Raw genomic sequence first — 22738 nt, 5'->3', positions numbered from 1 at the left:
GTAGGGGCCGGCGGTTCCGCTCCCCGCGGAACCGCCGGCCCCTTGGTCGTTTCGGCCCGCTCAGCCGACCCGGATCGGGCCGCGGGGGCGCAGGCCCCGGTAGGCGTCGTTGTACCCGTCGAGCAGCAGCTGGGCCTCGGCGTTCGCCCGGGCGAAGCGCTCCCGCGGGTCCACGTCGGTGGCCAGGACGTCGTGCATGGCGGTGGTCAGGACGTTCTGGATCGCGGCGAACTCGCCGAGCAGCGCGCCCCGGGCGGCCGGCGAGCCGGAGTTGGCGGCGAGTTGGTCCAGCGCCGTGCGGAAGTGCGGGTTGCGCCCGAACCAGCCCTCCTGCTCCAGCAGTTCGATCGCCCCGCCGGTGACCGGGATGAACCCGGTCTCCCGGTGCCGCTCGGCGGCGGTCCGCGGCGTGTTCAGGTACTGCATGAAGGCCAGGGCGCCGTCCTCGGTCTCCTGGTCCAGCCCGGACGCCAGCCAGAGCGCGTCCCCGCCGATCACGTTGCCCGCGTACGGCACCCGGTCGTTGTACGGCATCCGGCAGGCCCGGGCGACGAAGCCGCCGTCCCGGCCGGCCTGGGCCATCCGGGCCGCCTCGACCGAGGTGGTGAGGACGAACGCGACCTCCTGGTCGGCGAAGGCACGGAAGTTGCGGTTCCAGTCGACCTCGGTGTTCACCCGGCTCGGGTGGTAGCGGTACAGGCCCGCCCGGTGCAGCCCCCGCCACCACTCGACGTAGGCGAGCATCGCGTCCGAGTCGAGGTACAGCTTCTCGGCGCGGCCGGAGCGGCCGTTGTCCCGGTCGGCGAGCAGCGCGCCCTGCTGGGCCACCGACTGCTGGAACCACCAGCCGTGGTTGGGCCAGGTGATCCCGTGGGCCGGCCCGTCCGGAAGCGCGGTGACGGCCCGGCAGGCGGCCTCGATGCCGGCCCAGGTCAGCGGGACCTCGGTGATACCGGCCCGCTCCAGCAGGGTGGTGTTGGCGTAGAGCAGGGTGGTCGAGGTGAGCGGCGGCATGGCCGCGACCGCGCCGTCGTAGGTGTAGAAGTGCCGGGCGGCGGGTTCGACGTCGCCGAGCACGACCGGCTCGCCGAGGATCTCGGTGCGGCCCGCGATCGCCCGCTCGACCGAGGTGAACAGCGGTGAGCCGTCGGGCCGTCGGGCGTCGAGGGCGTCCCGGGTCGAGGTGTAGAAGTACTGCGCGATGGTCGGCGCCTCGCCCTTCAGGGCGGCGTCGTGGATGGTCTGCGGAACCGACAGCCAGTCCACGCCGGTGACCCGGATCCGGTACTCGGGGTGGTTGGCCGTGAACTTCTCCGCCAACTCCCTGGTCCGGTCCTGGAAGTAGGGCATCAACGGGTAGAGCGGCACCACGATGTCGAGATCGATCCGCTTGCTCATTGCGGAATCCTTCCTGGCAGGCCGGGCAATCCAGATGCTCATGCTCCGGGGGTGGCGGGCCCCGGGCATCTCCGCTCGTGCTGACTCCCGGGGCTCCCGGAGCCCCCGCCGGCGCGAGCGCACGTCGGGAGAAGCGGCCACCCATGCGGAACTGTCAGGCTCGGTTCGTCCGGTGAACTGGCAGCAAGGAGAGGCGTCTGATGGCCGAAGCCCGCGAGACCACCGCCGGAGATGCGCGCGGGAGCCGCCCGCTGACCGGGGCGGAGTACATCGAGAGCCTTCGCGACGACCGGGAGATCTACCTCTACGGCGACCGGGTCAAGGACGTCACCGCCCACCCGGCGTTCCACAACCCGGTCCGGATGACCGCGCGGCTCTACGACGCCCTGCACGATCCGCGACACCGGCCGGTGCTGACCGCACCGGTCGACAGCGGCGGCGAGGGCTACACCCACCGCTTCTTCACCACCCCGCGCAGCGCGGAGGACCTGGTCGCCGACCAGCAGGCGATCGCCGCCTGGGCGCGGATGAGCTACGGCTGGATGGGCCGCAGCCCCGACTACAAGGCGTCCTTCCTCGGCACCCTGGGCGCGAACGCGGACTTCTACGAGCCGTTCGCGGACAACGCCCGGCGCTGGTACGCCGAGTCGCAGGAGAAGGTGCTGTACTGGAACCACGCGATCGTGCACCCGCCGGTCGACCGCTCCCTGCCGCCGGACCAGGTGAAGGACGTCTTCATCCACGCGGAGAAGGAGACGGACGCCGGCCTGGTGGTGTCCGGCGCGAAGGTGGTCGCCACCGGCTCCGCGCTGACGCACTACAACTTCATCGCGCACTACGGCCTGCCGATCAAGGACCGCACCTTCGCGCTGGTGGCCACCGTGCCGATGGACGCGCCCGGGATGAAGCTGATCTGCCGCCCGTCCTACACCGCGACGGCGGCGGCGATGGGCAGCCCCTTCGACCACCCGCTCTCCTCCCGGCTGGACGAGAACGACACCATCCTGGTGCTCGACAAGGTGCTCATCCCGTGGGAGAACGTCTTCGTCTACGGCCAGCCGGAGAAGATCCGGTTGTTCACCGGGCAGTCCGGCTTCATCGAGCGGTTCACCTTCCACGGCTGCACCCGGCTCGCGGTGAAGCTGGAGTTCATCGCCGGGCTGCTGGCCAAGGCCCTGGACATCACCGGCACCGGCGACTTCCGCGGGGTGCAGAGCCGGCTCGGCGAGGTGCTGGCCTGGCGCAACCTGTTCTGGGGGCTGTCCGACGCGGCCGCCCGCAACCCGGTCGCCTGGCACAACGGCGCAGTGCTGCCCAACTCCCAGTACGGCCTGGCCTACCGGTGGTTCATGCAGACGGGCTACCCGCGGATCAGGGAGATCGTGCTGCAGGACGTGGCCAGCGGGCTGATCTACGTGAACTCCAGCGCCAAGGACTTCGACAACCCGGAAATCCGGCCCTACCTGGACCGGTTCCTGCGCGGCTCCGGCGGTGTCGACGCGGTCGAGCGGGTCAAGGTGATGAAGCTGCTCTGGGACGCCGTCGGCAGCGAGTTCGGCGGCCGCCACGAGCTCTACGAGCGCAACTACGCGGGCAGCCACGAGAACACCCGGATCGAGCTGCTCTTCGCCCAGCTCGCCAACGGCCAGCTGGACGCCTACAAGGGCCTGGTCGACGAGTGCCTGGCGGAGTACGACCTGAACGGGTGGACCGTACCCGATCTGTCCTCCTTCGCCGACCTGAGCGACTCCGTGCACGGGCTGCTCGACAGCTGATCCGGGCGCCGACGACAGCCCGACAACCAATCGATGAGGATCGGAGGGCATGGTGGCTTCCCCTTCCCTTCAGGGGCATTTCACACGACAGGCGCAGCGGACACCGGACGCGATCGCCGTATCGTCCGGTGAAGTCCGGCTCAGCTACCGCGAGTTGGACGAGCGGGCGAACCGGCTGGCGCACCGGCTGCGGGACCTCGGCGTACGGGCCGAGTCTCCGGTCGCGGTGCTGATGGAGCGCTCCGCGGACCTGGTGGTGGCGGTGCTGGCCGTGCTCAAGGCCGGCGGCTGCTACCTCCCGCTGCACAGCGCCTACCCCCTGGCGCGCAAGCAGTGGATCGTGGAGCACTGCGCGGCGCCGGTGCTGCTGACCGACGAGGCGATGCGCGGGCGCGGCCTGCCGGACGTCGCCGAGGTGGTCGTCGTCGAGGGCGAGAAGGGCCTCGCCGACCACCCCGCGACGGACCCGGCCGTCCCGGTCGAGCCGGACGCGCTCGCCTACGTGATCCACACCTCGGGCTCCACCGGGGAGCCGAAGGGCGTCGCGGTCGCGCACCGGGACGCGCTCGGCCTGGCCCTGGACTCGATCTGGTCGCAGGGCCGGCACGAGCGGGTGCTGATGGTGGCGCCGTACGCCTTCAACGTCTCCACCTACGAGTTCTGGGTGCCGCTGCTGCACGGCGGGCGGATCGTGGTGGCCCCGCCGGGCGACCTCGACGTGCACGCCCTGCGCCGGCTGATCGCCGAGGAGCGGATCACCGGCATCCACCTGACCGCGGGCCTGTTCCGGGTGCTCGCCGAGGAGGACCCGGGCTGCCTGACCGGCGTGCGCGAGGTGCTCACCGGCGGCGACGTCATCGCCCCCTCGGCCGTCCAGCGGGTGCTGGAGCACAACCCCGGCCTGGTGGTGCGGGCGATGTACGGCGCGACCGAGGCCACGCTGTTCAGCACCAGCGCGGCGATGACCGCCCCCTACGTGGCGGACGGCCCGGTGGGCGTCGGCCGGCCGATGGACGACGTCCGGCTGCACGTCCTGGACGCCGAGCTGCGGCCGGTGCCGGCCGGCGGGGTGGGCGAGCTGCACATCGCCGGACGCGGCCTGGCCCGCGGCTACTTCAACCGGCCCGACCTGACCGCCGAACGCTTCGTGGCCAACCCCTTCGACGCTCCGGGCGAGCGGATGTACCGCACCGGGGACCTGGTCCGGGTCGACCGGGACGGCCTGCTGGAGTACCTCGGCCGGGCCAACGACCAGCTCAAGGTGATGGGCTTCCGGATCGAGCCCGCCGAGGTGGAGGCGGCGCTGGCGCGCCACCCCGGTCTGGCCCATGTCGCCGTCGTGGCACGGGAGTCGGAGTCCGGGGAGAAGCGCCTGATCGCGTACTACGTCCCGGAGTCCGACGGGGTCGAGGCGGGCGCGCTGAGGGCGCACGCGGTGGCGCAGCTGCCGGCGTACATGGTGCCGACGGCCTTCGTGAGCGTGCCGGCCCTCCCGCTGACCCCCAACGGCAAGCTGGACCGGCGGGCGCTGCCCGAACCGGTGACCGACTCGACCCGCCGGGCGCCGGCGACCGAGCGCCAGCGGCAGCTGTGCGCCCTGTTCGCCGAGGTGCTCGGGGTGCCGGAGGTCGGCATCGACGACAGCTTCTTCGAGGTGGGCGGCCAGTCGCTGGACGCGATGCGGCTGGTCAGCCGGATCCGGGCGGCGCTGGACGTCCGGCTCACCGTCACCCAGTTCTTCGACGTGCCCTCGGTGGCCGCGCTGGAGAACCTGCTGGACCGACCGGAAGGAGAGCGGGGATGACCAGTCCCTTCGACGCCGAGGACGGCCGCTTCACCGTCCTGGTCAACGCGCGGGGCCAGTTCTCGCTCTGGCCGGCCGCCGCCGCGGTGCCGGCGGGCTGGACGGCCGAGCACGGTCCTGTCGACCGGACCGCCGCCCTCGCGTACGTGAACGAGCACTGGACCGATCTGAGGCCGAAGAGCCTCACCGGGCGCCTCCCCGGGCAGCCCGACGACTGACGAGGAGTCTGGAACATGAGCCTCGACGCGGGTCAGGAGACCTTCGGCGGCATGCTCGTCGACCACATCGCCTGCTACGTCGCCGACCTGGCCGCCACCACCGAGTGGCTGGTCCGGGGTTACGGCCTGGAAGTGTACGCGGGTTCGGCCCCGCAGGCGCCGGACCTCCGCTCGGTGGCGCTCGGCCGCAACGGCATCCGGGTGGTGCTCAGCCAGCCGCTGCCGGGCGACCACCCGGGAGCGGCCTACGTGGAGAAGCACGGTGACGGGGTCGCCGACATCGCGCTGCGCGTCCCGGACGCCCGGGCCGCCTTCACGGAGGCCGTACGGCGCGGCGCCCGGCCCGTCGCCGGGCCGGCCGCGCACGGCGAGCTGGTCACCGCGACCATCATGGGCGTCGGCGACATCGCCCACACCTTCGTCCAGCGGCCGGCCCCGGCCGACGAGCGGCCGCTGCCCGGGCTGGCGCCGGTCGCCACCGACCCGGCCGCGCCGGACTTCGGCCTGCGGGAGGTCGACCACTTCGCGATCTGCGTCGAGCCAGGGCAGATCGACGCGACGGTCGCCTTCTACCGGGAGGTGCTCGACTTCGAGCTGATCTTCACGGAGCGGATCAAGGTCAACGGGCAGGTGATGATCACCAAGGTGGTGCAGAACGGCACCGTCACCTTCACCCTGATCGAACCGGACCAGGCCCAGGTCACCGGCCACCTGGACGAGTTCCTGAAGGACCACGGCGGGCCGGGGGTGCAGCACATCGCCTTCACCACGGACGACATCGTCGGCTCGGTCGACGCGATCGCCGGCCGGGGGGTGGAGTTCCTGGGCACCCCGGAGGCGTACTACCGGCTGCTCTCCGGCCGCCTCACCCCGCTGCGGCACTCCGTGGCGGACCTGGAGCGGCTGAACATCCTGATCGACCAGGACCACGACGGGCAGCTGTTCCAGATCTTCACCAAGTCCGTGCACCCGCGCGGCACCCTCTTCCTGGAGGTCATCGAGCGGATGGGGGCCCGCTCGTTCGGCAGCGGCAACATCAAGGCGCTCTACCAGGCCATCGAGTACCAGAAGGGCAGGGGTGTGGCCGATGGCGCGTGACGGGATCTTCGACGACCGCTTCCGGACGGCCGTGGAGCGGCTGCGGGTGCCCGGCATGGGCACCGAGGTGGTGGCCCCGCTGCTCTCCCACCTGATCCACCTGGCCCGGCCCCGCCGGGTGCTGGAGGTCGGCATGGGGTACACCACGCCGTTCCTGGCGAAGGCCCTGGCCGAGGCCGAGGAACTGGCCGCGGCCGAGGCCGCCGCGCTGGTCCGCAAGACCCGGCCGTACCTCGCGGACGGCCGGGAGCTGGACGAGGCGTGGATCGACAGCGAGCCCGCGCTGCTGCTGCCGGCCGGCTACCGCGAGCCGTACGAGCCGCGGTTCGTGGCGATCGACGACCTCTCGGACAGCGGCTCCTCGGCCCCGCTGGTGACGGAGGTGCTGGGCGAACTCGGCCTCGCCGAGCGGGTCACCGTCGTCAACTCCGACATGCGCGGGGCCGTCGGACGCCTCCCCGAGGAGTTCCGGCCGATCGACTTCGCCTGGGTCGACGCCTGGGACTGCCTCTACTTCTTCGAGAACTTCTGGGAGTTGATCGATCCGGACGGCGGGATCGTCGTCATGCACTACCTGATGACCTACCCCGAGGGCGAGGCGATCCTCGACTACATCGCCGAGACCCAGCGGCTGGCCCCCGGCGAGTTCGAGATGCTGAACCTGCTGGAGAGCCGCAAGCTGCGCCAGAACAGCATGACCGTGCTGCGCCGCACCAGCGGCAGCCGGCCCCGGCAGTACTCCGACACCGGTCAGCGCCCGCGCCTCGGCGGCCAGGTCCGCGAGGACGCCCTCGCACTGGCCCGCTCGATGACCGAAGCCGCCGGCCAGAGCCCGAACAGGACACCCAAATGACCCAGACCCCCGTGGAGTTGCTGACCGCCTTCACGACGGCCGACGCCGAACAGCGCGACGCCGCCTTCCGGCACCTGGTGGACGCGCTGTGGCAGGACGGCCGGGCGAGCGACCTCGCCCCGGCCGCCGTGCCGGCGCTGCTGACCGCACTGGACCAGGCCCCGCCCGAGCGCCAGGGCTGGCTGGTCCTGCTGCTCGGTCTGCTGGCCGGCGCCGAACCGGCCTCCGTCGGCGGCGAGTCGGCCGAGCCGATCGGCAAGGAGCTGGACCGGTTCCTCGAACTGCTCGCGGACCGCGGGGCCCACCCCGGGCGCACCCTCGCCCTGCTGTACCTGCTCTCGCACTTCCCCGCCGACCGCGACCGCATCCTGGCGGCCGTCGAACCGCTGGAGCCCTCCCGGGACGACCTCAGCCGGCTCGACCGGGTGCTGCGGCCGCTGGACCCGGCCACCGCCGTCCTGGGCCGGGTCTGGCCCTCCCCGGCCGAGTGGGTGCTCAGCGAGGCCGAGCGCGCCTTCGACCGCTCGTGGGTCGACGCGCTCGCCCCCGCGCAGCTCGCCGCCACCTGGGACGGCGACACCCGGATGCTGATCGGCTACTCCGGCGCCAAGGCGTACTGGGCGCTGCGCCACGGCACCACCGAGGTGGTCGCCGACACCAGCCCGCATCGGACCACCGCGCTGTCGGCCGACGCCGTCGGCACCGCCGACCTCACCCGCCACGCCGACGTGCTGCGCTGCCCGGCCTGCACCGGCCGCCTGGACGTCTCCCCCGACGGCGCCCGCTGCGCCGACTGCGCCGCCGGGTTCTCGTCCGCCGCGGGCCACCTGGACCTGTTCGAGCGCAGCGAGCCCTCGGACCCCAAGGACGTCCTCCAGAACGCCGCCGCCATGCGCAACATCGGGCTGCACTACGAGACCGTGCTGAGGCCGGCCTTCCTGCGGCTGATGGGCGGCAACTTCGGCGGCCAGGTGACGCCGGCCGACGAGGACCGCTACATCGCCGCGCACACCGCCCCGGTCGACGGGCCGGTGCTCGACCTGGCCGCGGGAGCCGGCCGGTGGACCGCCGTGCTGGCCGAGGCCGTGGGCGCCGAGCGGCTGATCGCGCTGGACCTCAACCCGGCCATGCTCACCTGGCTGAGCGGACGGCTGCCGGACGTCCCCGCGCTCCGGGCGAGCGCGCAGGCGCTCCCGTTCGGCGACGCCACGCTGGGCGCGGTCAACTGCTGGAACGCCCTCCAGGCGATGCCGGACCCGGCCGGGGTGATCGCCGAGGTCGGCCGCTGCCTGCGGCCCGGCGGCAGCTTCACCCTGCTCACCTTCCTGCAGGCCGCCGACCCCGTCGACCGCCACTTCCAGGGCACCTTCCGGGGGCCCGGCTTCCCGGACGGCATGCCGCTGTTCGCGCTCGCCGACCTGCGCGCCTGGCTGGCGGCCGCCGGCCTGACCGTCCGGGACCAGTACACCCCCGGCACCTTCGCGGTCATCACCGCCGAACGCGCCGCCTGATCCCGGCACCCGACTTCCGGGCCCGACCCGCGGCGCGCCGGATCAGCCCCACCCGATCACACCCGATCACACCCGCCCGATCACACCGCAATCCGCGAGATGTGCCGCCCGGCCGTGCCGTGCGAACGTCTCTGCGGCGCAGGAACACGGAGGGACGAACGAGCATGACCGACAAGACCGTTGATCCGACCGGCCCGGCGGTGATCAGGCCCGGGGACCCGAGGTACGAGAACCTCGTCCAGGGCTTCAACCACCGCTTCGTCGGACGCCCCGACGAGGTGCGCCTGGTGACCACCACCGAGGAGGTGGTGGCGGCCGTCGACGAGGCGGTGGCGGCGGGCAGGCGGATCGCGGTCCGCAGCGGCGGGCACTGCTTCGAGAACTTCACCACCTCGCCCGACATCGAGATCCTGCTGGACCTGTCCGAGCTGAACCGCATCGCCCACGACCCCGCGCGCCGCGCGATCGAGGTCGGGTCCGGCGCCCTGCTGGGTGACGTCTACCGCACCCTGTTCAAGCGCTGGGGGGTGACGATCCCCGGCGGCACCGGCTTCGAGGTGGGCGTCGGCGGCCACTTCCCGGTCGGCGGCTACGGCCCCCTCTCGCGCCGCGACGGCCTGATCGTCGACCACCTGTACGCCGTCGAGGTCGTGGTGGTCGACGAGTCCGGCCGGGCCCGGGCCGTGGTGGCGACCTCCGAGCCCGACGACCCGCACCGCGACCTCTGGTGGGCCCACACCGGCGGTGGCGGCGGCAACTTCGGCGTGGTGACCAGGTACTGGCTGCGCACCCCGGGGGCGGACACCGACGACCCGGCCGGGCTGCTGCCCAAGGCGCCGGCCCGGGTCTGGAAGCGGACGGTGATGTGGCCCTGGGACGGGATGACCGAGCGGTCCCTGACCACGCTGCTGCGCAACTACGCCACCTGGTACGAGAACAACGACGACGCCGACTCCCCGGCGGCCGGCCTGTGGAGCAACCTGATCGTCACCCACCGCAACTCCGGGATGTTCGGGATGACGGTGGTGATCGACCACGACGGGCCGGACGCCGAGAAGGTGTTCGCCGAGCACTTCGAGTCCGTGTCCGCCGGGGTCGGCGTGGAACCGGTGGTGCACACCGCCGAGGTCGTCCCCTGGTTCAGCTCCTGGCTGCCCTCGTACAGCTTCCCGAGCGACCCGAAGGGACGCTACAAGGACAAGGCGGCGTACCTGCGGAAGGGGTTCACCGACCACCAACTCGGGGTGATCTGGCGCTACCTGAGCGATCCGGAGCACACCAACCCGATGTCGTGCATCGTGGCCGCGGGCTTCGGCGGGAAGGTCAACACCGTCGCCCCCGACGCCACCGCCGCCGTCCAGCGCGACTCCGTCCTGAAGGTCCTCTACTGCGCCGGCATCTGGCAGTCCGAGGAGCAGGACGAGGCCAACATCGCCTGGGTCCGGGCGTTCTACCGCGACGCGTACGCCCCGAGCGGCGGCGTCCCGGTGCCCGACGAGTACAGCGACGGCACCTACATCGGCTACCCCGACCGCGACCTGGCCGACCCGGCCTGGAACACCTCGGGGGTGCCCTGGTCGACGCTCTACTACGGCGGCAACTACCCGCGCCTGCAGCAGGTCAAGCGGACGTACGACCCCGGGAACGTGTTCCGCCACGCCCTGTCGGTCGAACTCCCCGACGGTGAAGCGAATGTGAAGGAGGATCAGGATGCTTGAGAACAAGGTCGTCGTGGTCTCGGGGGTCGGCCCCGGCCTCGGGCGGGCGATCGCCCTGCGGTCCGCGCAGTCGGGCGCGGACGTCGTGCTCGCCGCCCGGACCGAGTCGCGGCTCGTCGAGGTCGCCGCGGAGGTCGAGCGGACCGGCCGCCGGGCGCTGGTGGTGCCGACCGACATCACCGACGACTCGTCGGCCGCCGCCCTGGTCAAGGCCGCGACGGAGGCCTTCGGCCGGGTCGACGCGCTGGTCAACAACGCCTTCGCGGTGCCGCCGATGGTCGACCTCGGCGAGGTCGACCTCGCCGACGTGCGCGCCGGGTTCGAGACCAACGTGTACGCCGCGCTGCGGCTCACCCGGCTGTTCGCACCCGCGCTGGCGGAGAACCGGGGATCGGTCGTCATGATCAACTCGGCGGTGATCCGGCACTCCAAGCGCCCGTTCGGCGCCTACAAGATGAGCAAGGCCGCCCTGCTGTCGCTGGCGCAGAGCCTGGCCACCGAACTCGGCCCGCGGGGCGTCCGGGTGAACACCGTCGCCCCCGGCTACATCTGGGCGGACGCGCTGCGCGAGGGCTTGGGGCACGTCGCCGCGCAGCGCGGGATCACCGTCCAGGAGATCTACGACGAGATCGCCGCCACCCTGGACCTCGGCCGGCTGCCCGAACCGGACGAGGTCGCCGACGCGGTGCTCTTCCTCGTCTCCCCGCTGGCGCGCGCCGTCACCGGGCACTGCCTGGACGTCAACGCCGGCGAATACCACCACTGAACCTGCCAGGACGACACGGAAGCTGAGGACCAGCGGTGACAGAGAACACGGAGCAGACCGGTGCGCTGGCCACCGGACCACGGCGGGCGAGACCCGGCACGGAACCGGCCACGGCCGCGACGAGCTGGTGGCAGAGCCCGTGGGCGGCGGCCCTGGCCGCCGTCGTGGTGTTCAACCTGCTGTACGCCTTCCCGCGCTACCTCTCGGGGGACAGCCATCAGGCCAGGATCCCGCTCGACCCGGGCTTCCCGGCGCACTACGCGGTCCTGGTGGCGCACGTCGTCCTCGGCAACGTCTCACTGGTGACGGTCCTCCTCCAGGTCCTGCCGTGGATCCGCCGCCACCACCCGGCCGTGCACCGGATGAGCGGCCGGATCTACATCTTCGCCGGAGCGCTGCCCAGCGCGGTGCTGGCGCTGGTGCTGGTGCCGTACTCCGCGGCCCCGTCCGGCAAGACCGGGCTGGCCATGATGGCGGTGCTCTGGCTGGGCACCACCCTGCTCGGGCTCCGGGCGGCCCTCCAGCGCCGGTTCGTCGACCACCGCCGGTGGATGGTCTACAGCTTCGCGCTGGCCCTCGGCACGACCTGGGGCCGGGTGCTGGCCGAGCTGATGCTGCACGTCCCGGGCTTCCGGATCGACATCATGACCCTCCTCGACCTGGCCAACTGGGCGGGCTGGGTGTTCAACCTGCTGGTCGCCCACTGGTGGCTCGAGCGGACGGCTCCGCGGGCCGCCCGACTGGTGCGCTGACGACGGGAACCGAGCGGCCGGCCGTGGGACACCACGGCCGGCCGCCGGCGTGTGCGGCCCCGGCGGGCCCGGCCGGCCTGCCCGGCCTGCCGAACCGCCTGCCGAACCGCAGCCGAACCACTCGCAGGCCGTCCTGCCTGGGATTCGTCCTGTACGCACGACCGGGGATGTCGAGAACGGCCCGCCGGCTCCGACGTCTCCGGTGGAAGCCCCGGGAAGCGCCCGGGGCGCCACCCCCAAGGAGAGACAGCGATGAAGTACATGCTGACGATGCACATGAACCCCGTGCTGTGGGAGGGCCTGCCCGAGGACGAGAAGCAGGCGGTCTACGCCGGCCACGGCGACTTCATGAAGCTCCTCCGGGAGTCCGGCGAGCTGGTCCACACCCAGGCGCTGGCGGAGCCCGAGAAGAGCACGACCGTCAAGGTCCGCGACGGCGCTCCGGCGCTGAGCGAGGGCCCGTACCTGGAGAACAAGGAGTTCGTCTGCGGCTTCTACCTGGTCGACGTCGAGACCCGGGAGCGCGCGATCGAGCTGGCCGGGATGATCCCGGACGCCAAGCACACCGGCATCGAGGTCCGTCAGGTGATGTTCGAGCAGGGCCTGGAGATGTGATCCGCTAGAAACGCCGGCGGCGGGTCGGGCTGACCAACAGCCCGACCCGCCGTCGTGTGTGCGGGGGTCAGTCGACGATCTCCATCTGCGCCATCATGCCCGCCGAGGAGTGTTCGAGCATGTGACAGTGGTACATGTACTTGCCCAGGTAGTCGGCGAAGGTCGCCTGGACCCGGACCGAGGTGCCGGGCGGGAGCGGGACGGTGTCCTTCAGGCCGACGTCACCGGGCAGCGGCGGCTGGCCGTCCCGGTCGAGCACCCGGAACTGCGTCATGTGCATGTGGAACGAGTGCTGGATCGGGCCGTACTTGGTGGCGCCGTCGTCGTTGATGATCGTCCAGATCTCGGTGGCACCGCGCTGGATCCGCTGGTCCACCCGGTTCTCGTCGAACGGCTTGCCGTCGATCAGGCCGACCGGGTTGCCGGTCAGGTCGAAGGAGAGCCGCACCTCGCGCTGGACCGTGGCCGGCGCCAGCGCGGGCATCGCGCGCAGCGCGGTGGGCACCCGGCTGAAGTCGAAGGCGGGGCGCGTCACGTCGAAGCGCAGCACCTGCTCGACCTCGTCGTTGCCGGTGAACTGGCCCTGGTTGGTGAGGAAGCACTGGGTGCCGACCCGCTGCCGGGAGAAGTCCACCACCAGGTCGACCCGCTCGCCGGCGGCGAGCGGGAAGTCCGTCCCCGTCCGGTCGATCGGCGCGGGCAGCAGACCGCCGTCCGAGCCGATCTGCAGCACCGGCAGGGAGCCGAAGTTGAACTTCAGGAACCGCAGGGTCGAGTTGTTCAGCAGCCGGATGCGGTACTTGCGCGCGGCCACCGGGAAGTACGGCTTCTGGCGGCCGTTGACCAGGATCACGTTCCGGTTCCGCGGGTCGCCGGCCACCAGCTGCCCGTTGGCGTCGATCTCGGCGTCACGGATCGCGATCGGGACGTCGTACTCGCCGCACGGCAGCCCGTACTGGCTCTCGCCCTGACCCTCGATCAGATAGAAGCCGTGCATGCCGCGGTAGACGTGCTCGGCCTCCATGTGGTGGCTGTGGTCGTGGTACCAGAGCGTGGCGCCGGGCTGCTGGTTCGGGTACTCGTACTGCCGCTCGGCACCCGGGTCGATGACCTCCATCGGGTGGCCGTCGCTGGCCGCCGGGACGTGGCCGCCGTGCAGGTGCACGTTGGCGTGCTCGGGCAGCCAGTTGCGGTAGGTCACCAGGGCCCGGCGCCCCTCCTTGGCCCGGATCGTCGGGCCGATGAAGCTGCCGCCGAAGGTCATGCACTTGGTCTTGACGCCGGGGATCAGCTCCAGCTCGGCCGGCAGGATGTCGAGCCGGTACACGTCGGTGTCGGCGGTGCGGGCCACGGGGTTGAGGGTCGGCGGTACCGGCATCCGTACGGAGAACGGCCCGGAGGCCGCGCCCCGGGCGGCCTGCCCGGGGCGCTCCGACTCCCCGGCGGCCAGCGCGCTCACCGGTATCAGTACGCCGGTGCTCGCCGCTATGCCCGCCAGGCCGAGAAAGTGTCGCCTGTTCAGGATGTCCTCCCCAAGTCGGTATCCGCGCGCCCGAAACGTTGTTCGGGTGCGTCCCAGGTCGCCATCCTGATCGTTGATCAGACCGTGCGCTTCTTGCAGGTTGCGGTATTTGACGGTGAATCAGAGATAGTTGACGACCGCGCGGAAGCGTACCCCACCCTGTTCGACTCGTTCGAGTGCTTCGGCCACCCGTTCCTTGGGGAAGACTTCGACCATCGGCGTGACGGCCCCGGACGCGACCAGGTCGAGGGCCTCGGTGAGCTGGTCGAGGCCGTTGTGGGTGGCGCCGATCACCTGCTGGCGCTGCGCCCAGAACGGGCTGGTGGGCGGGATGGTGAAGGAGTCGACCGGGTCGATGGTGGCGAGCACGATCCGGCCGTTCGGCCGCAGCCCCTGGAGGGACTCGGTGGCCGCCCGGTAGGAGGTGCCGGTCACCAGGACCACGTCGGCGCCGCCGGCCGCCCGCAGCTGCTCGCCGTCGGCGACCACGTGGTCCGCACCGAGCGAACGGGCCAGCTCGTGCTTGTCCGGCGAGCTGGTGACGGCCACGGTCTCGAAGCCGGCCGCACGGGCGAACTGCACGGCCAGGTGGCCGAGTCCGCCGATCCCGAGCACCGCGACCCGCTCGTGCGGCTTGGGGTCGGCGGCGCGCAGCGCGCTCCACGCGGTGTAGCCGGCGCACAGCACCGGCGCGGCGCTCTCGTACGAGAGGGCGTCCGGCAGCAGCACCGTGCTGTCGGCCGCCACCGCGACGTACTGGGCGTGGCCGCCCTGCACGGTGAGGCCGCTCATCACCGACTCCGGGCAGTTCATCCCGGACTGCCCGGTGAGCGGGAGGTTGAGCCGGCAGTAGTCGCACCGGCCGCAGGTCGCCTGCACCCAGGTGGTGCCGACCCGGTCGCCGACCCGGCGGCTGGTCACGCCCGGGCCGACCTCGACGACCTCACCGGCCGCCTCGTGCCCGACCACCACCGGGTCGAGCGGCGGGAAGGGGAAGACGCCCTGGCTCACCCAGAGGTCGTTGTGGCAGACCCCGCAGGCGTGGACCCGGATCAGCACCTGACCCGGTCCAGCCGTGGGGGTGGGGATCTCGCGCAGTTCCCAGCGCGCCTTGGCCTCCGGTACGACGGCAGCCCACATCGGCCCGACCTTCCTTTCGTGTCAGCGGGTTCGCGGCGTGAGGCGGACCGGGAGGGTCTGCACGCCGTTCATGATGAAGGTGACCTGCGGCTCCAGTTCCCCCGCGGGGACGGCGAGTTCGAGGTCGGGGAAGCGACTGAACAGCGCGGAGAGGGCGATCTCGGCCTCCATCCGGGCCAGCGGCATGCCGATGCAGCGGTAGACGCCGTGGCCGAAGGAGAGGTGCTCCTTGTCCGGCCGGCCGGCGTCGAAGGCGTCCGCGCTGTCGCCGTGCATCGCGCGGTCGCGGCCCACCGCCGCGAAGTTGATCAGGACCGGGTCGCCCTTGGCGATGACGACGCCGCCGAGCTCGATGTCCTCCACCGCGAAGCGGAACGGCAGGTGGGCGACCGGCGCCTCGACGCGCAGGGTCTCCTCGATCACGTCCTCCCAGCTCACCGCGCCGCTGCGGAGCAGCGCCAGCTGTTCGGGGTGGGTGAGCAGGGCCCGGGTCGCGTTGGCGAGCAGGTTCATCACCGGCTCGGTGCCGGTGGCGAGCAGCAGGTGCAGGGTGCCGACCAGCTCGGAGTCGTTCAGCCTGGAGCCGTCCTCCTCCTGGACCTGGACCAGGTCGCTGGTGAGGTCGTCCCCGGGGCTGCGGCGCTTGGAGTCGACGAACTCCAGCATCTCCCGGTGCCACTGCTCGACGTTGGCCGCGGCCTCCTCCGGGGTGAGGCTGGTGTCGATGTTCGCCTCGCCGCCGCGCAGGATCCGCGCGCGGTCCTCGGCCGGGACGCCGAACAGGTCGCAGATCACCCGGGCGGGCATCGGGCGGGCGAAGCGGGCCTTGAGGTCCAGCACCTCGCCGGGTTCGCAGTGGGCCAGCTCGTCCAGCAGCTCGTCGACGGCCTTCTGGACCTCGGCGCGCATGGCCTCGACCCGGCGCGGGGTGAAGGCCCCGGCGGTCAGCCGGCGCAGCCGGGTGTGGTCGGCGCCGTACCGGGTGGTGAGGTTGTCCATCAGCACCCAGCCGATGAGCGGGAAGTCCTCGCCGATCCGGCCCTCGGCGAAGTCCGTCCAGTGCCGGCGCGGGTCCTTGGACAGCCGGTGGTCGCTGAGGGCCTGTCGGGCGGTCTCGTGGTCGGCGATCGACCAGGCGAGCACGCCGCCGGGCAGTTCGATCCGGGTGACCGGGCCGTTCGCCCGGATCCGGGCGGCCTCGGCGTGGATGTCACGTCCGGTGCGGTCGATGACGACGGGTTCGGGGATTGCCATGGAGGTCTCCGAGCGGTCGATGGGAACGGTCGGACGGCATGCCTACGAGGGCCGCCGCCGCGGGTGGCGGCGGCCCTGTCAGGGCAGAGCGTCGGCTACAGGTAGAGCGTGTTCGGGCCGAGCCCGCAGGCGACCCGCCCGTAGAGCTCGAGGTTGGTGTTGGGGTGCAGGATGCCGTGCAGGTTGAGCGTCTGGACGTCCCGCTCGATGCGCTGGATCGGGACGGTGGTGTAGATCGAGGAGCCGCCGCTGGCGGTGTTGAGGATGTCCACCGCCTCCTTGGCGCGCGAGCAGACCGCGCCGAGGTCGAGCCTGATCCGGGCGCGCTCCTCCAGCGTCCACTCCTCGCCGGTGGGGCCCTTGGTGTCGAGCAGGGCGGCGGCGCGGTGGGCGTGGAACTCCACCTCGTCGATCCGGGTGACGGCCTCGGCCACCTGGATGTGGGTGATCGGGGCCTCGGCCTGGTTGGCGTACTCGGTGTAGCTGATCTTCCGACCGGGGAGCCGCTCGAAGAACGCCTCCTTGGCGGCCCGGGCCAGTCCGAGGGCCGGCGCGGCCACGGTGGCGCACGCGGTGGGCATGAACGGCGCCCGGTAGATGGGCGAGTCGGCGTTCGCCGCGGAGCGGTGCTGCCCCTGGAGCACCGGGACCATCGGCAGCACCCGCGGCTCGGGAATGAACAGGTCGGTGGCGACGGTGGTGACGCTGCCGGAGCCGCGCAGGCCGGTGGTGTGCCAGTCGTCGACGATCTCCAGGTCCGCCAGCGGGACCGCCACCATGATCGGCTGGGGGCCGTCCGGGGTCATCAGCACGGCCGCGTTGGTGTTCCAGGAGCTGTGCAGGGCACCGGAGTTGAACGTCCACTTGCCGTTCAGCAGCACGCCGCCCTCGACCGGCACGGCGACCGCGGTCGGGCTGAGGATGCCGCTCACCCGTACGCCCGGGTCGGCGAAGATCTCGTCCTGCACCTCGTCCGGGAACAGGCCGGCCATCCAGGAGCTGATCGCGTAGACCGCCATGACCCAGGCCGTGGAGCCGTCGCCGCGGCCCAGCTCGGCGATCACGTCCACCACGGTGCGCATGTCGGACTCGTAGCCGCCGTAGCGGACCGGCACCCGGATCTGCAGCAGTCCGGAGTCGTTCAGCGCCGCCAGGGTCTCGTCGGACAGCCGGCGGTGCTCCTCGTGCCACAGCGCGTTCTTCTGCAGCAGCGGCACCAGCTCGGCGGCACGGCTCACCAGTTCTTCCCTGGACGGGGATTCCTTGGCTGTCATCGGGGGCTCCTCCGGAGTGGGCGGCCCACTCGGGACGGCTTGGCCGTCCGGGCCGCGGTCGTTGATCGGCCCTGTCGAGGCTGACAGTCGGCCGGGGTGCCCGCATCTCCCGGATTGCGGCGCACCCGAGGCATGCCGTTCCCCATTATTGGGGCAACACACCATCGCAATCCGGGAGTTGTCCCCCCTCCCGGCCTGCTGTGAGGCTGGCCGTCACCCGGCCCGCGTGATCGCGGCCGGGACCACCGGAGAAGGAGAGACCATGTCCGCCACTCCCGCGCCCAACACCCCCGACGCCGCCGCCCTGCGTGCCGTCCCGGAGCGCATCGTCGCGGCCTGGGCCGCGCAGGACGCCGACGGCTTCGCCGAGGTCTTCACCGAGGACGCGACGCTGATCCTGCCCGGCGACGTGTTCCTGACGAGCCGTCAGCAGATCCGCGCCTTCATGACCCAGGCCTTCGCCGGCCCGTTCAAGGGCACCCGGGTCACCGGCGAGCCGGTGTCGGTCCGCCCGCTCGCCGAGGACGTCGCCGTGCTGGTCACCCGGGGCGGCGTGCTGGCCCCCGGGGACGCCGAGGTGACGGCCGAGCGCGCGATCCGGGCGACCTGGGTGCTGGCCCGCCAGGGTGCCGACTGGCGGATCGCCTCGTACCAGAACACCCCGCTCGCCGCCTGAGACACCGCCGCCCGAGACACCACCGTCTGAGACACCGCCGCCCGAGACCCGGCCGGCTTCCGGCCCCGCCGCTGCCCCCGCCTTCGCCCCGACCGTCCCACCGAGAGGACTCGCCGTGCGCCCCTTCCGTATCGACATCCCGCAGGAAGACCTCGACGACCTGGACCGCCGGCTCGCGGCGACCCGCTGGCCCGGTGAGCTGCCGGGCGTGGGCTGGCAGCGCGGTGTACCGCTCGGCTATCTGAAGGAGCTGGCCGAGTACTGGCGCACCGGCTTCGACTGGCGCAAGGCCGAGGAGCAGCTCAACGCGTTCCCGCAGTTCCTGACCGAGATCGACGGCGTGGACATCCACTTCCTGCACGTGCGCTCGCCGGAGCCGGATGCCATGCCGTTGATCATCACCCACGGCTGGCCCGGCTCGGTGGTGGAGTTCCTGGACGTGATCGGGCCGTTGACCGACCCGCGGGCGCACGGCGGCGACCCCGCCGACGCGTTCCACGTGGTCATCCCCTCGCTGCCCGGTTACGGCTTCTCCGGCCGCCCCCGGGAGGCCGGCTGGGACACCGCCCGGGTCGGCCGGGCCTGGGCCGAGCTGATGCACCGGCTCGACTACGACCGCTACCTCGTCCAGGGCGGCGACTGGGGCATGCCGGTCTCGCTCCAGCTCGGCCTGGCCGATCCGGCGCACGTCGCGGGCGTCCACCTCAACATGCTCGCCACCTTCCCGCCGCAGGACCCGGCCGAGTTCGCGAACCTGGGCGAGGCCGACCTGGCCCGACTGCAGTTCGCCGCGAACTTCGAGCAGGACGGGGCCGGCTGGCGGAAGATCCAGTCCACCCGGCCGCAGACCCTCAGCTACGGCCTGACCGACTCCCCGGTGGGCCAACTCGCCTGGATCGTCGAGAAGTTCAAGGAGTGGACGGCCGCGGAGACGGTCCCGGAGGACGCGGTGGCCCGCGACCGGCTGCTGACCAACGCCGCGATCTACTGGTTCACCGCCGCCGCGGGCTCCAGCGCCCAGCTCTACTACGAGTCCAACCGGCTGGACGCCGACTTCATCCGCACCTGGGCCGGTCCGTGGCCGCTCGCCGCACCGGTCGGGGTGGCCGTCTTCCCCGAGGACGCCGTCCGGCCGATCCGCCGGTGGGCCGAGCAGATCCTGCCGACCCTCGCCCACTGGTCCGAGCTCGAGCGCGGCGGGCACTTCGCGGCGCTGGAGGAGCCCGAGCTGTTCGTCGGCGACGTCCGGACCTTCGCGCGCCGGGTGCGCTGACCGGAAACTCGAACCCGCCCGGCGCCGGTGGCGGCGCCGGGCAGAAACGGAGAGGCCCCGTATGGAATCGCCGGTGTATCGCGGATACGACCAGCGCACCCTGGACCGGCAGTACTCGCCGAGTTCCCGCGTGCCCGACCTGACCGTCTTCGTGGACCGGTACGCCGGCGACAGCGAGAAAGCCCGGGCAGATTTGGACGTCCGCCGTGGAATACCCTACGGCCGCTCCCCCGCGGAATCCCTGGACTTCTTTCCGGCGGGCTCCGGCAACGCGCCGCTCGTGGTTTTCCTGCACGGCGGCTACTGGCAGGAGCTGAGCAAGGACGACGCGTCCTTCCCGGCCCGCGGCCTGGTCCCGGCCGGCGCCGCGTACGCGGCGCTGGGCTACGGGCTGGCGCCCCGGTACCGGCTGGACGAGATCGTCGCGCAGGTCCGCCGCGGCCTGCACTGGCTGCTGGAGCACGCGCGGGAGCTGGGGGTGGACGCGGACCGCGTCCACATCGGCGGCTCCTCCGCCGGCGCCCACCTGGCCCTGATGGCACTGCTGGACGACTGGCTGCCGGGCGGCCGCCACCCGGCCGACGCGTTCGCCGGGGCGGTCCTGCTCAGCGGCGTCTACGACCTCGAACCGCTGCGGCACACCTATGTGAACGCGCCGCTGGGGCTGGACGCCGCGGCGGCGGCCCGGCTCAGCCCGATCCTGCGGCTGCCCGCGCGCCTGCCCGCCCTGGTGGTGGCCAGGGGCGGCGCCGAGACGGACGAGTTCGCCCGGCAGCACGACGACCTGGTCCGGGCCGTCGGCCCGCGCGCGGCCGTGGTGCGCGAACTCGTCGCCGCCGACCGCAACCACTTCGACCTCCCGTTCGACCTGGCCGATCCGACGACCGGGCTCGGCGCCGCGGTGTTCGCGCAGGTGGGCCTGTGACCACGCACGAGGTCGCCGCGCAGCTCGACCGGGATGACCCGCTCGCCGCGGCCCGCAAGGCCTTCCTGCTGCCCCCGGGCACGGTGTACCTGGACGGCAACTCGCTGGGCGCGCTGCCGGCCTCCGTACCGGAGCGGGTCCGCCGGGTCGTCGCCGAGCAGTGGGGCGAGCACCTGATCGGCGGCTGGTACGAGGACGGCTGGTGGGACGCGCCGCTGCGGGTCGGCGACCGGCTCGGGCGGCTGCTCGGGGCGGCCCCCGGCCAGACGGTGGCCGGCGACTCGACCTCGGTCCAGCTGTTCAACGCCCTGACCGCCGCCGCCCGGCTGCGCCCCGGGCGCGACATCCTGCTGATGGACGACGCGGGCTTCCCCACCGACCGCTACCTGGCCGCCTCGGTGGCCCGGATGCTCGGCCTGGAGCTGCGCGAGGCCCCGGTGTCCGGGTTCGAGGAGGCGCTGGCCGACTGCGGCGAGCGCCTGGCCGTCGTCACCGCGAGCGCCGTCGACTTCCGCACCGGCGAGCTGTGGGACCTCGCCCGGCTGACCGCGGCCACCCACCGGGCGGGGGGCGTGGTGGTCTGGGACGTCAGCCACGCGGTGGGCGCCGTCCCGCTCGCGGTGGACCGGGACGGCGTCGACTTCGCCGTCGGCTGCGGCTACAAGTTCCTGTCGGGCGGCCCGGGCGCCCCCGCCTTCGGCTACGCGGCCCGCCGTCACCACGACCGCCTCGACCAGCCGCTGACCGGCTGGAACGGCCACGCCGACCCCTTCGCGATGACGCCGGACTACCGGCCGGCCGAGGGGATCGCCCGCTGCCGGATCGGCACACCGGCGGTCCTGTCGCTGCTGGCCCTGGACGCGGCCCTGGACGTCTTCGACGGCGTCGACCTCCGGCAGCTCCGGAGGAAGAGCCTCTCGCTGAGCCGGTTCTTCATCGCCTGCGTCGACGAACACCTGGCGGGGCGGGGCTTCGAGCTGGTGACACCGCGCCGGGACGAACGAAGGGGGAGCCAGCTGACGCTCGGCCACCCGGAGGCCGCCCGGCTCATGGCGGCCCTGATCGAACGCGGCATCACCGGCGACGTACGGCCGCCGAACCTGCTGCGCTTCGGCCTGAACGGCCTCTACGTCTCGCACGCGGACGTCCTGACCACCGTCCAGGCCCTGCGGTCACTGACCTGACGGTCGTCCGTGCCCCGCGGTCACCGACCCGCCGGTGACCGCGGGGCACAGGTCTGACGGTGCGTCACATCTTCCGGATTGCTGAACTCCCCATCCTCGCCTTGTTGACCTTCGGCGCCGCCCGCTAGCCTGTCGGACATTCCAGCTCCAGTTTCCCTACTCGATTCGGATGTGGGTTGTGGCGGGCGAAGACACGGCGGTTCTGGACTATTCCGCATATCTCGCACTGGACGAACTCATGGCATTGCAGCGGCCGCGCACCGACGTGCCCGACGAGCTGCTTTTCATCGTGGTCCACCAGGCGCACGAGATCTTCTTCAAGCTGATCCTCCATGAATTCGCGGAATTGCAGCGGGCGCTGTCCGAGGGTGACAGCGGCGGCTCGTTGCGCCGCCTGAACCGGCTGCTCGCCGTCTTCCGGGCGGTGGTCGGTCACGTCGGCCTGATCGAGACGATGACGGCCGACCAGTTCAACGCGTTCCGCTCGGTGCTGAACGGCAGCGGCTTCCAGTCGGCGCAGTTCCGCGAGATCGAGGCGGTGCTCGGCCGGCGCGGGGACGCGATGGTCAGCCAGTACCCGGAGCACAGCGCCGAGCGGGCCACCATCACCGCGGCCATGACCCGGCCGCCGGTGTTCGACTCCGTCCTGCGCTACCTGGCGCAGCACGGCTACCCGGTGCCGCAGGACCGCCTGCACCGGGACGCCGCGCTGCCCCAGGAGCCTTCGGAGGCGGTGCAGTCGACGCTGCTGCGGGTCTACCGCGACGACGGCGTGGCGGCGCAGCTGTGCGAGCGGCTGCTCGACCTCGACGAACTCATCCAGGAGTGGCGCTACCGGCACGCCAAGATGGCCGAACGGATCATCGGTGCCAAGCCCGGTACGGGGGGTTCCGCCGGTGCCGCGTACCTGCGCGGCACCCTGCACCAGCCGGTGTTCCCGGACCTCTGGGCGATCCGCAGCGAGATGTGAGACCGATCCCTG

The 22738-nt window shown here is 72.2% G+C and carries 20 protein-coding genes; 15 read left to right on the top strand and 5 right to left on the bottom strand.

The annotated features are described in order from the left end of the window. Positions 1-60 precede the first annotated feature (60 nt). Entirely contained in the window at positions 61-1398 is a 1338-nt protein-coding gene (locus ACIQ87_RS00920; protein ID WP_402399555.1) for an extracellular solute-binding protein, read from the bottom strand. A 200-nt stretch (positions 1399-1598) separates the two neighbouring features. Here ACIQ87_RS00920 and ACIQ87_RS00915 point away from each other — a divergent pair, with 200 nt between their 5' ends. The 10 genes from ACIQ87_RS00915 to ACIQ87_RS00870 all read left to right on the top strand — a co-directional run bounded on the left by ACIQ87_RS00915 (position 1599) and on the right by ACIQ87_RS00870 (position 12508). Then, entirely contained in the window at positions 1599-3173 is a 1575-nt protein-coding gene (locus tag ACIQ87_RS00915; RefSeq protein WP_402399552.1) for a 4-hydroxyphenylacetate 3-hydroxylase family protein, read from the top strand. A 49-nt stretch (positions 3174-3222) separates the two neighbouring features. Further along, a complete protein-coding gene (locus ACIQ87_RS00910; RefSeq protein ID WP_402399549.1) occupies positions 3223-4977 on the top strand; it encodes an amino acid adenylation domain-containing protein in 1755 nt (584 codons plus the stop codon). Continuing rightward, complete coding sequence (locus tag ACIQ87_RS00905; RefSeq protein WP_402399546.1) at positions 4974-5195, top strand: MbtH family protein; 222 nt, start codon at positions 4974-4976, stop codon at positions 5193-5195. Before ACIQ87_RS00910 ends, ACIQ87_RS00905 begins: the two co-directional genes overlap by 4 nt. A 15-nt stretch (positions 5196-5210) precedes the next feature. Next, positions 5211-6293, top strand: coding sequence for a 4-hydroxyphenylpyruvate dioxygenase (hppD, locus tag ACIQ87_RS00900; RefSeq protein WP_402399543.1), 1083 nt, complete (start codon positions 5211-5213; stop codon positions 6291-6293). Continuing rightward, positions 6283-7146 (top strand): hypothetical protein, encoded by an 864-nt coding sequence (locus ACIQ87_RS00895; protein ID WP_402399540.1) that lies wholly within the window; start codon positions 6283-6285, stop codon positions 7144-7146. The genes hppD and ACIQ87_RS00895 overlap by 11 nt, the downstream gene beginning before the upstream one ends. After that, positions 7143-8657 (top strand): class I SAM-dependent methyltransferase, encoded by a 1515-nt coding sequence (locus ACIQ87_RS00890; protein WP_402399537.1) that lies wholly within the window; start codon positions 7143-7145, stop codon positions 8655-8657. The genes ACIQ87_RS00895 and ACIQ87_RS00890 overlap by 4 nt, the downstream gene beginning before the upstream one ends. 164 nt (positions 8658-8821) lie before the next feature. Continuing rightward, the gene (locus ACIQ87_RS00885; protein WP_402399534.1) at positions 8822-10375 is read left to right on the top strand and encodes an FAD-binding oxidoreductase; all 1554 of its coding nucleotides are present in this window, start codon (positions 8822-8824) and stop codon (positions 10373-10375) included. Next, positions 10368-11141, top strand: a complete 774-nt coding sequence (locus ACIQ87_RS00880) for an SDR family oxidoreductase (RefSeq protein WP_402399531.1) — start codon at positions 10368-10370, stop codon at positions 11139-11141. Before ACIQ87_RS00885 ends, ACIQ87_RS00880 begins: the two co-directional genes overlap by 8 nt. Positions 11142-11176: 35 nt before the next feature. Beyond that, a complete protein-coding gene (locus tag ACIQ87_RS00875) occupies positions 11177-11893 on the top strand; it encodes a DUF2306 domain-containing protein (protein ID WP_402399528.1) in 717 nt (238 codons plus the stop codon). Between the two features lie 252 nt (positions 11894-12145). Further along, a complete protein-coding gene (locus tag ACIQ87_RS00870; RefSeq protein WP_402399525.1) occupies positions 12146-12508 on the top strand; it encodes a YciI family protein in 363 nt (120 codons plus the stop codon). Between the two features lie 67 nt (positions 12509-12575). On the opposite strand, the gene ACIQ87_RS00865 is transcribed toward ACIQ87_RS00870, so the two are convergent. The 4 genes from ACIQ87_RS00865 to ACIQ87_RS00850 form a co-directional block, all read right to left on the bottom strand. After that, complete coding sequence (locus tag ACIQ87_RS00865; RefSeq protein WP_392870599.1) at positions 12576-13967, bottom strand: multicopper oxidase family protein; 1392 nt, start codon at positions 13965-13967, stop codon at positions 12576-12578. 183 nt (positions 13968-14150) lie between these two features. Further along, on the bottom strand, positions 14151-15170 hold the full coding sequence (locus ACIQ87_RS00860) for an alcohol dehydrogenase catalytic domain-containing protein (protein WP_402399522.1): 1020 nt from the start codon (positions 15168-15170) through the stop codon (positions 14151-14153). Between the two features lie 21 nt (positions 15171-15191). Beyond that, on the bottom strand, positions 15192-16424 hold the full coding sequence (locus ACIQ87_RS00855; RefSeq protein WP_402399519.1) for a cytochrome P450: 1233 nt from the start codon (positions 16422-16424) through the stop codon (positions 15192-15194). Positions 16425-16519: 95 nt separating this feature from the next. Continuing rightward, a complete protein-coding gene (locus ACIQ87_RS00850) occupies positions 16520-17698 on the bottom strand; it encodes an acyl-CoA dehydrogenase family protein (RefSeq protein WP_402399516.1) in 1179 nt (392 codons plus the stop codon). A gap of 262 nt (positions 17699-17960) precedes the next feature. Between ACIQ87_RS00850 and ACIQ87_RS00845 the strand changes: the two genes are divergently transcribed. The 5 genes from ACIQ87_RS00845 to ACIQ87_RS00825 all read left to right on the top strand — a co-directional run bounded on the left by ACIQ87_RS00845 (position 17961) and on the right by ACIQ87_RS00825 (position 22726). Next, a complete protein-coding gene (locus ACIQ87_RS00845; RefSeq protein ID WP_402399514.1) occupies positions 17961-18374 on the top strand; it encodes an SgcJ/EcaC family oxidoreductase in 414 nt (137 codons plus the stop codon). A gap of 115 nt (positions 18375-18489) precedes the next feature. Beyond that, positions 18490-19647, top strand: coding sequence for an epoxide hydrolase family protein (locus tag ACIQ87_RS00840; RefSeq protein ID WP_402399511.1), 1158 nt, complete (start codon positions 18490-18492; stop codon positions 19645-19647). 73 nt (positions 19648-19720) lie between these two features. After that, on the top strand, positions 19721-20572 hold the full coding sequence (locus ACIQ87_RS00835) for an alpha/beta hydrolase (protein ID WP_402399509.1): 852 nt from the start codon (positions 19721-19723) through the stop codon (positions 20570-20572). Further along, a complete protein-coding gene (locus ACIQ87_RS00830) occupies positions 20569-21756 on the top strand; it encodes a kynureninase (RefSeq protein WP_402399506.1) in 1188 nt (395 codons plus the stop codon). Before ACIQ87_RS00835 ends, ACIQ87_RS00830 begins: the two co-directional genes overlap by 4 nt. A gap of 169 nt (positions 21757-21925) precedes the next feature. Further along, complete coding sequence (locus ACIQ87_RS00825; protein WP_402399503.1) at positions 21926-22726, top strand: tryptophan 2,3-dioxygenase; 801 nt, start codon at positions 21926-21928, stop codon at positions 22724-22726. The last annotated feature ends 12 nt before the right edge of the window (positions 22727-22738 follow it).

It is taken from the genome of Kitasatospora sp. NPDC096204, from assembly GCF_044763205.1.
Lineage (GTDB): Bacteria > Actinomycetota > Actinomycetes > Streptomycetales > Streptomycetaceae > Kitasatospora.
Note: the sequence above shows the minus strand (reverse complement) of the source record. Positions and strands in the feature narration are given on the sequence as shown.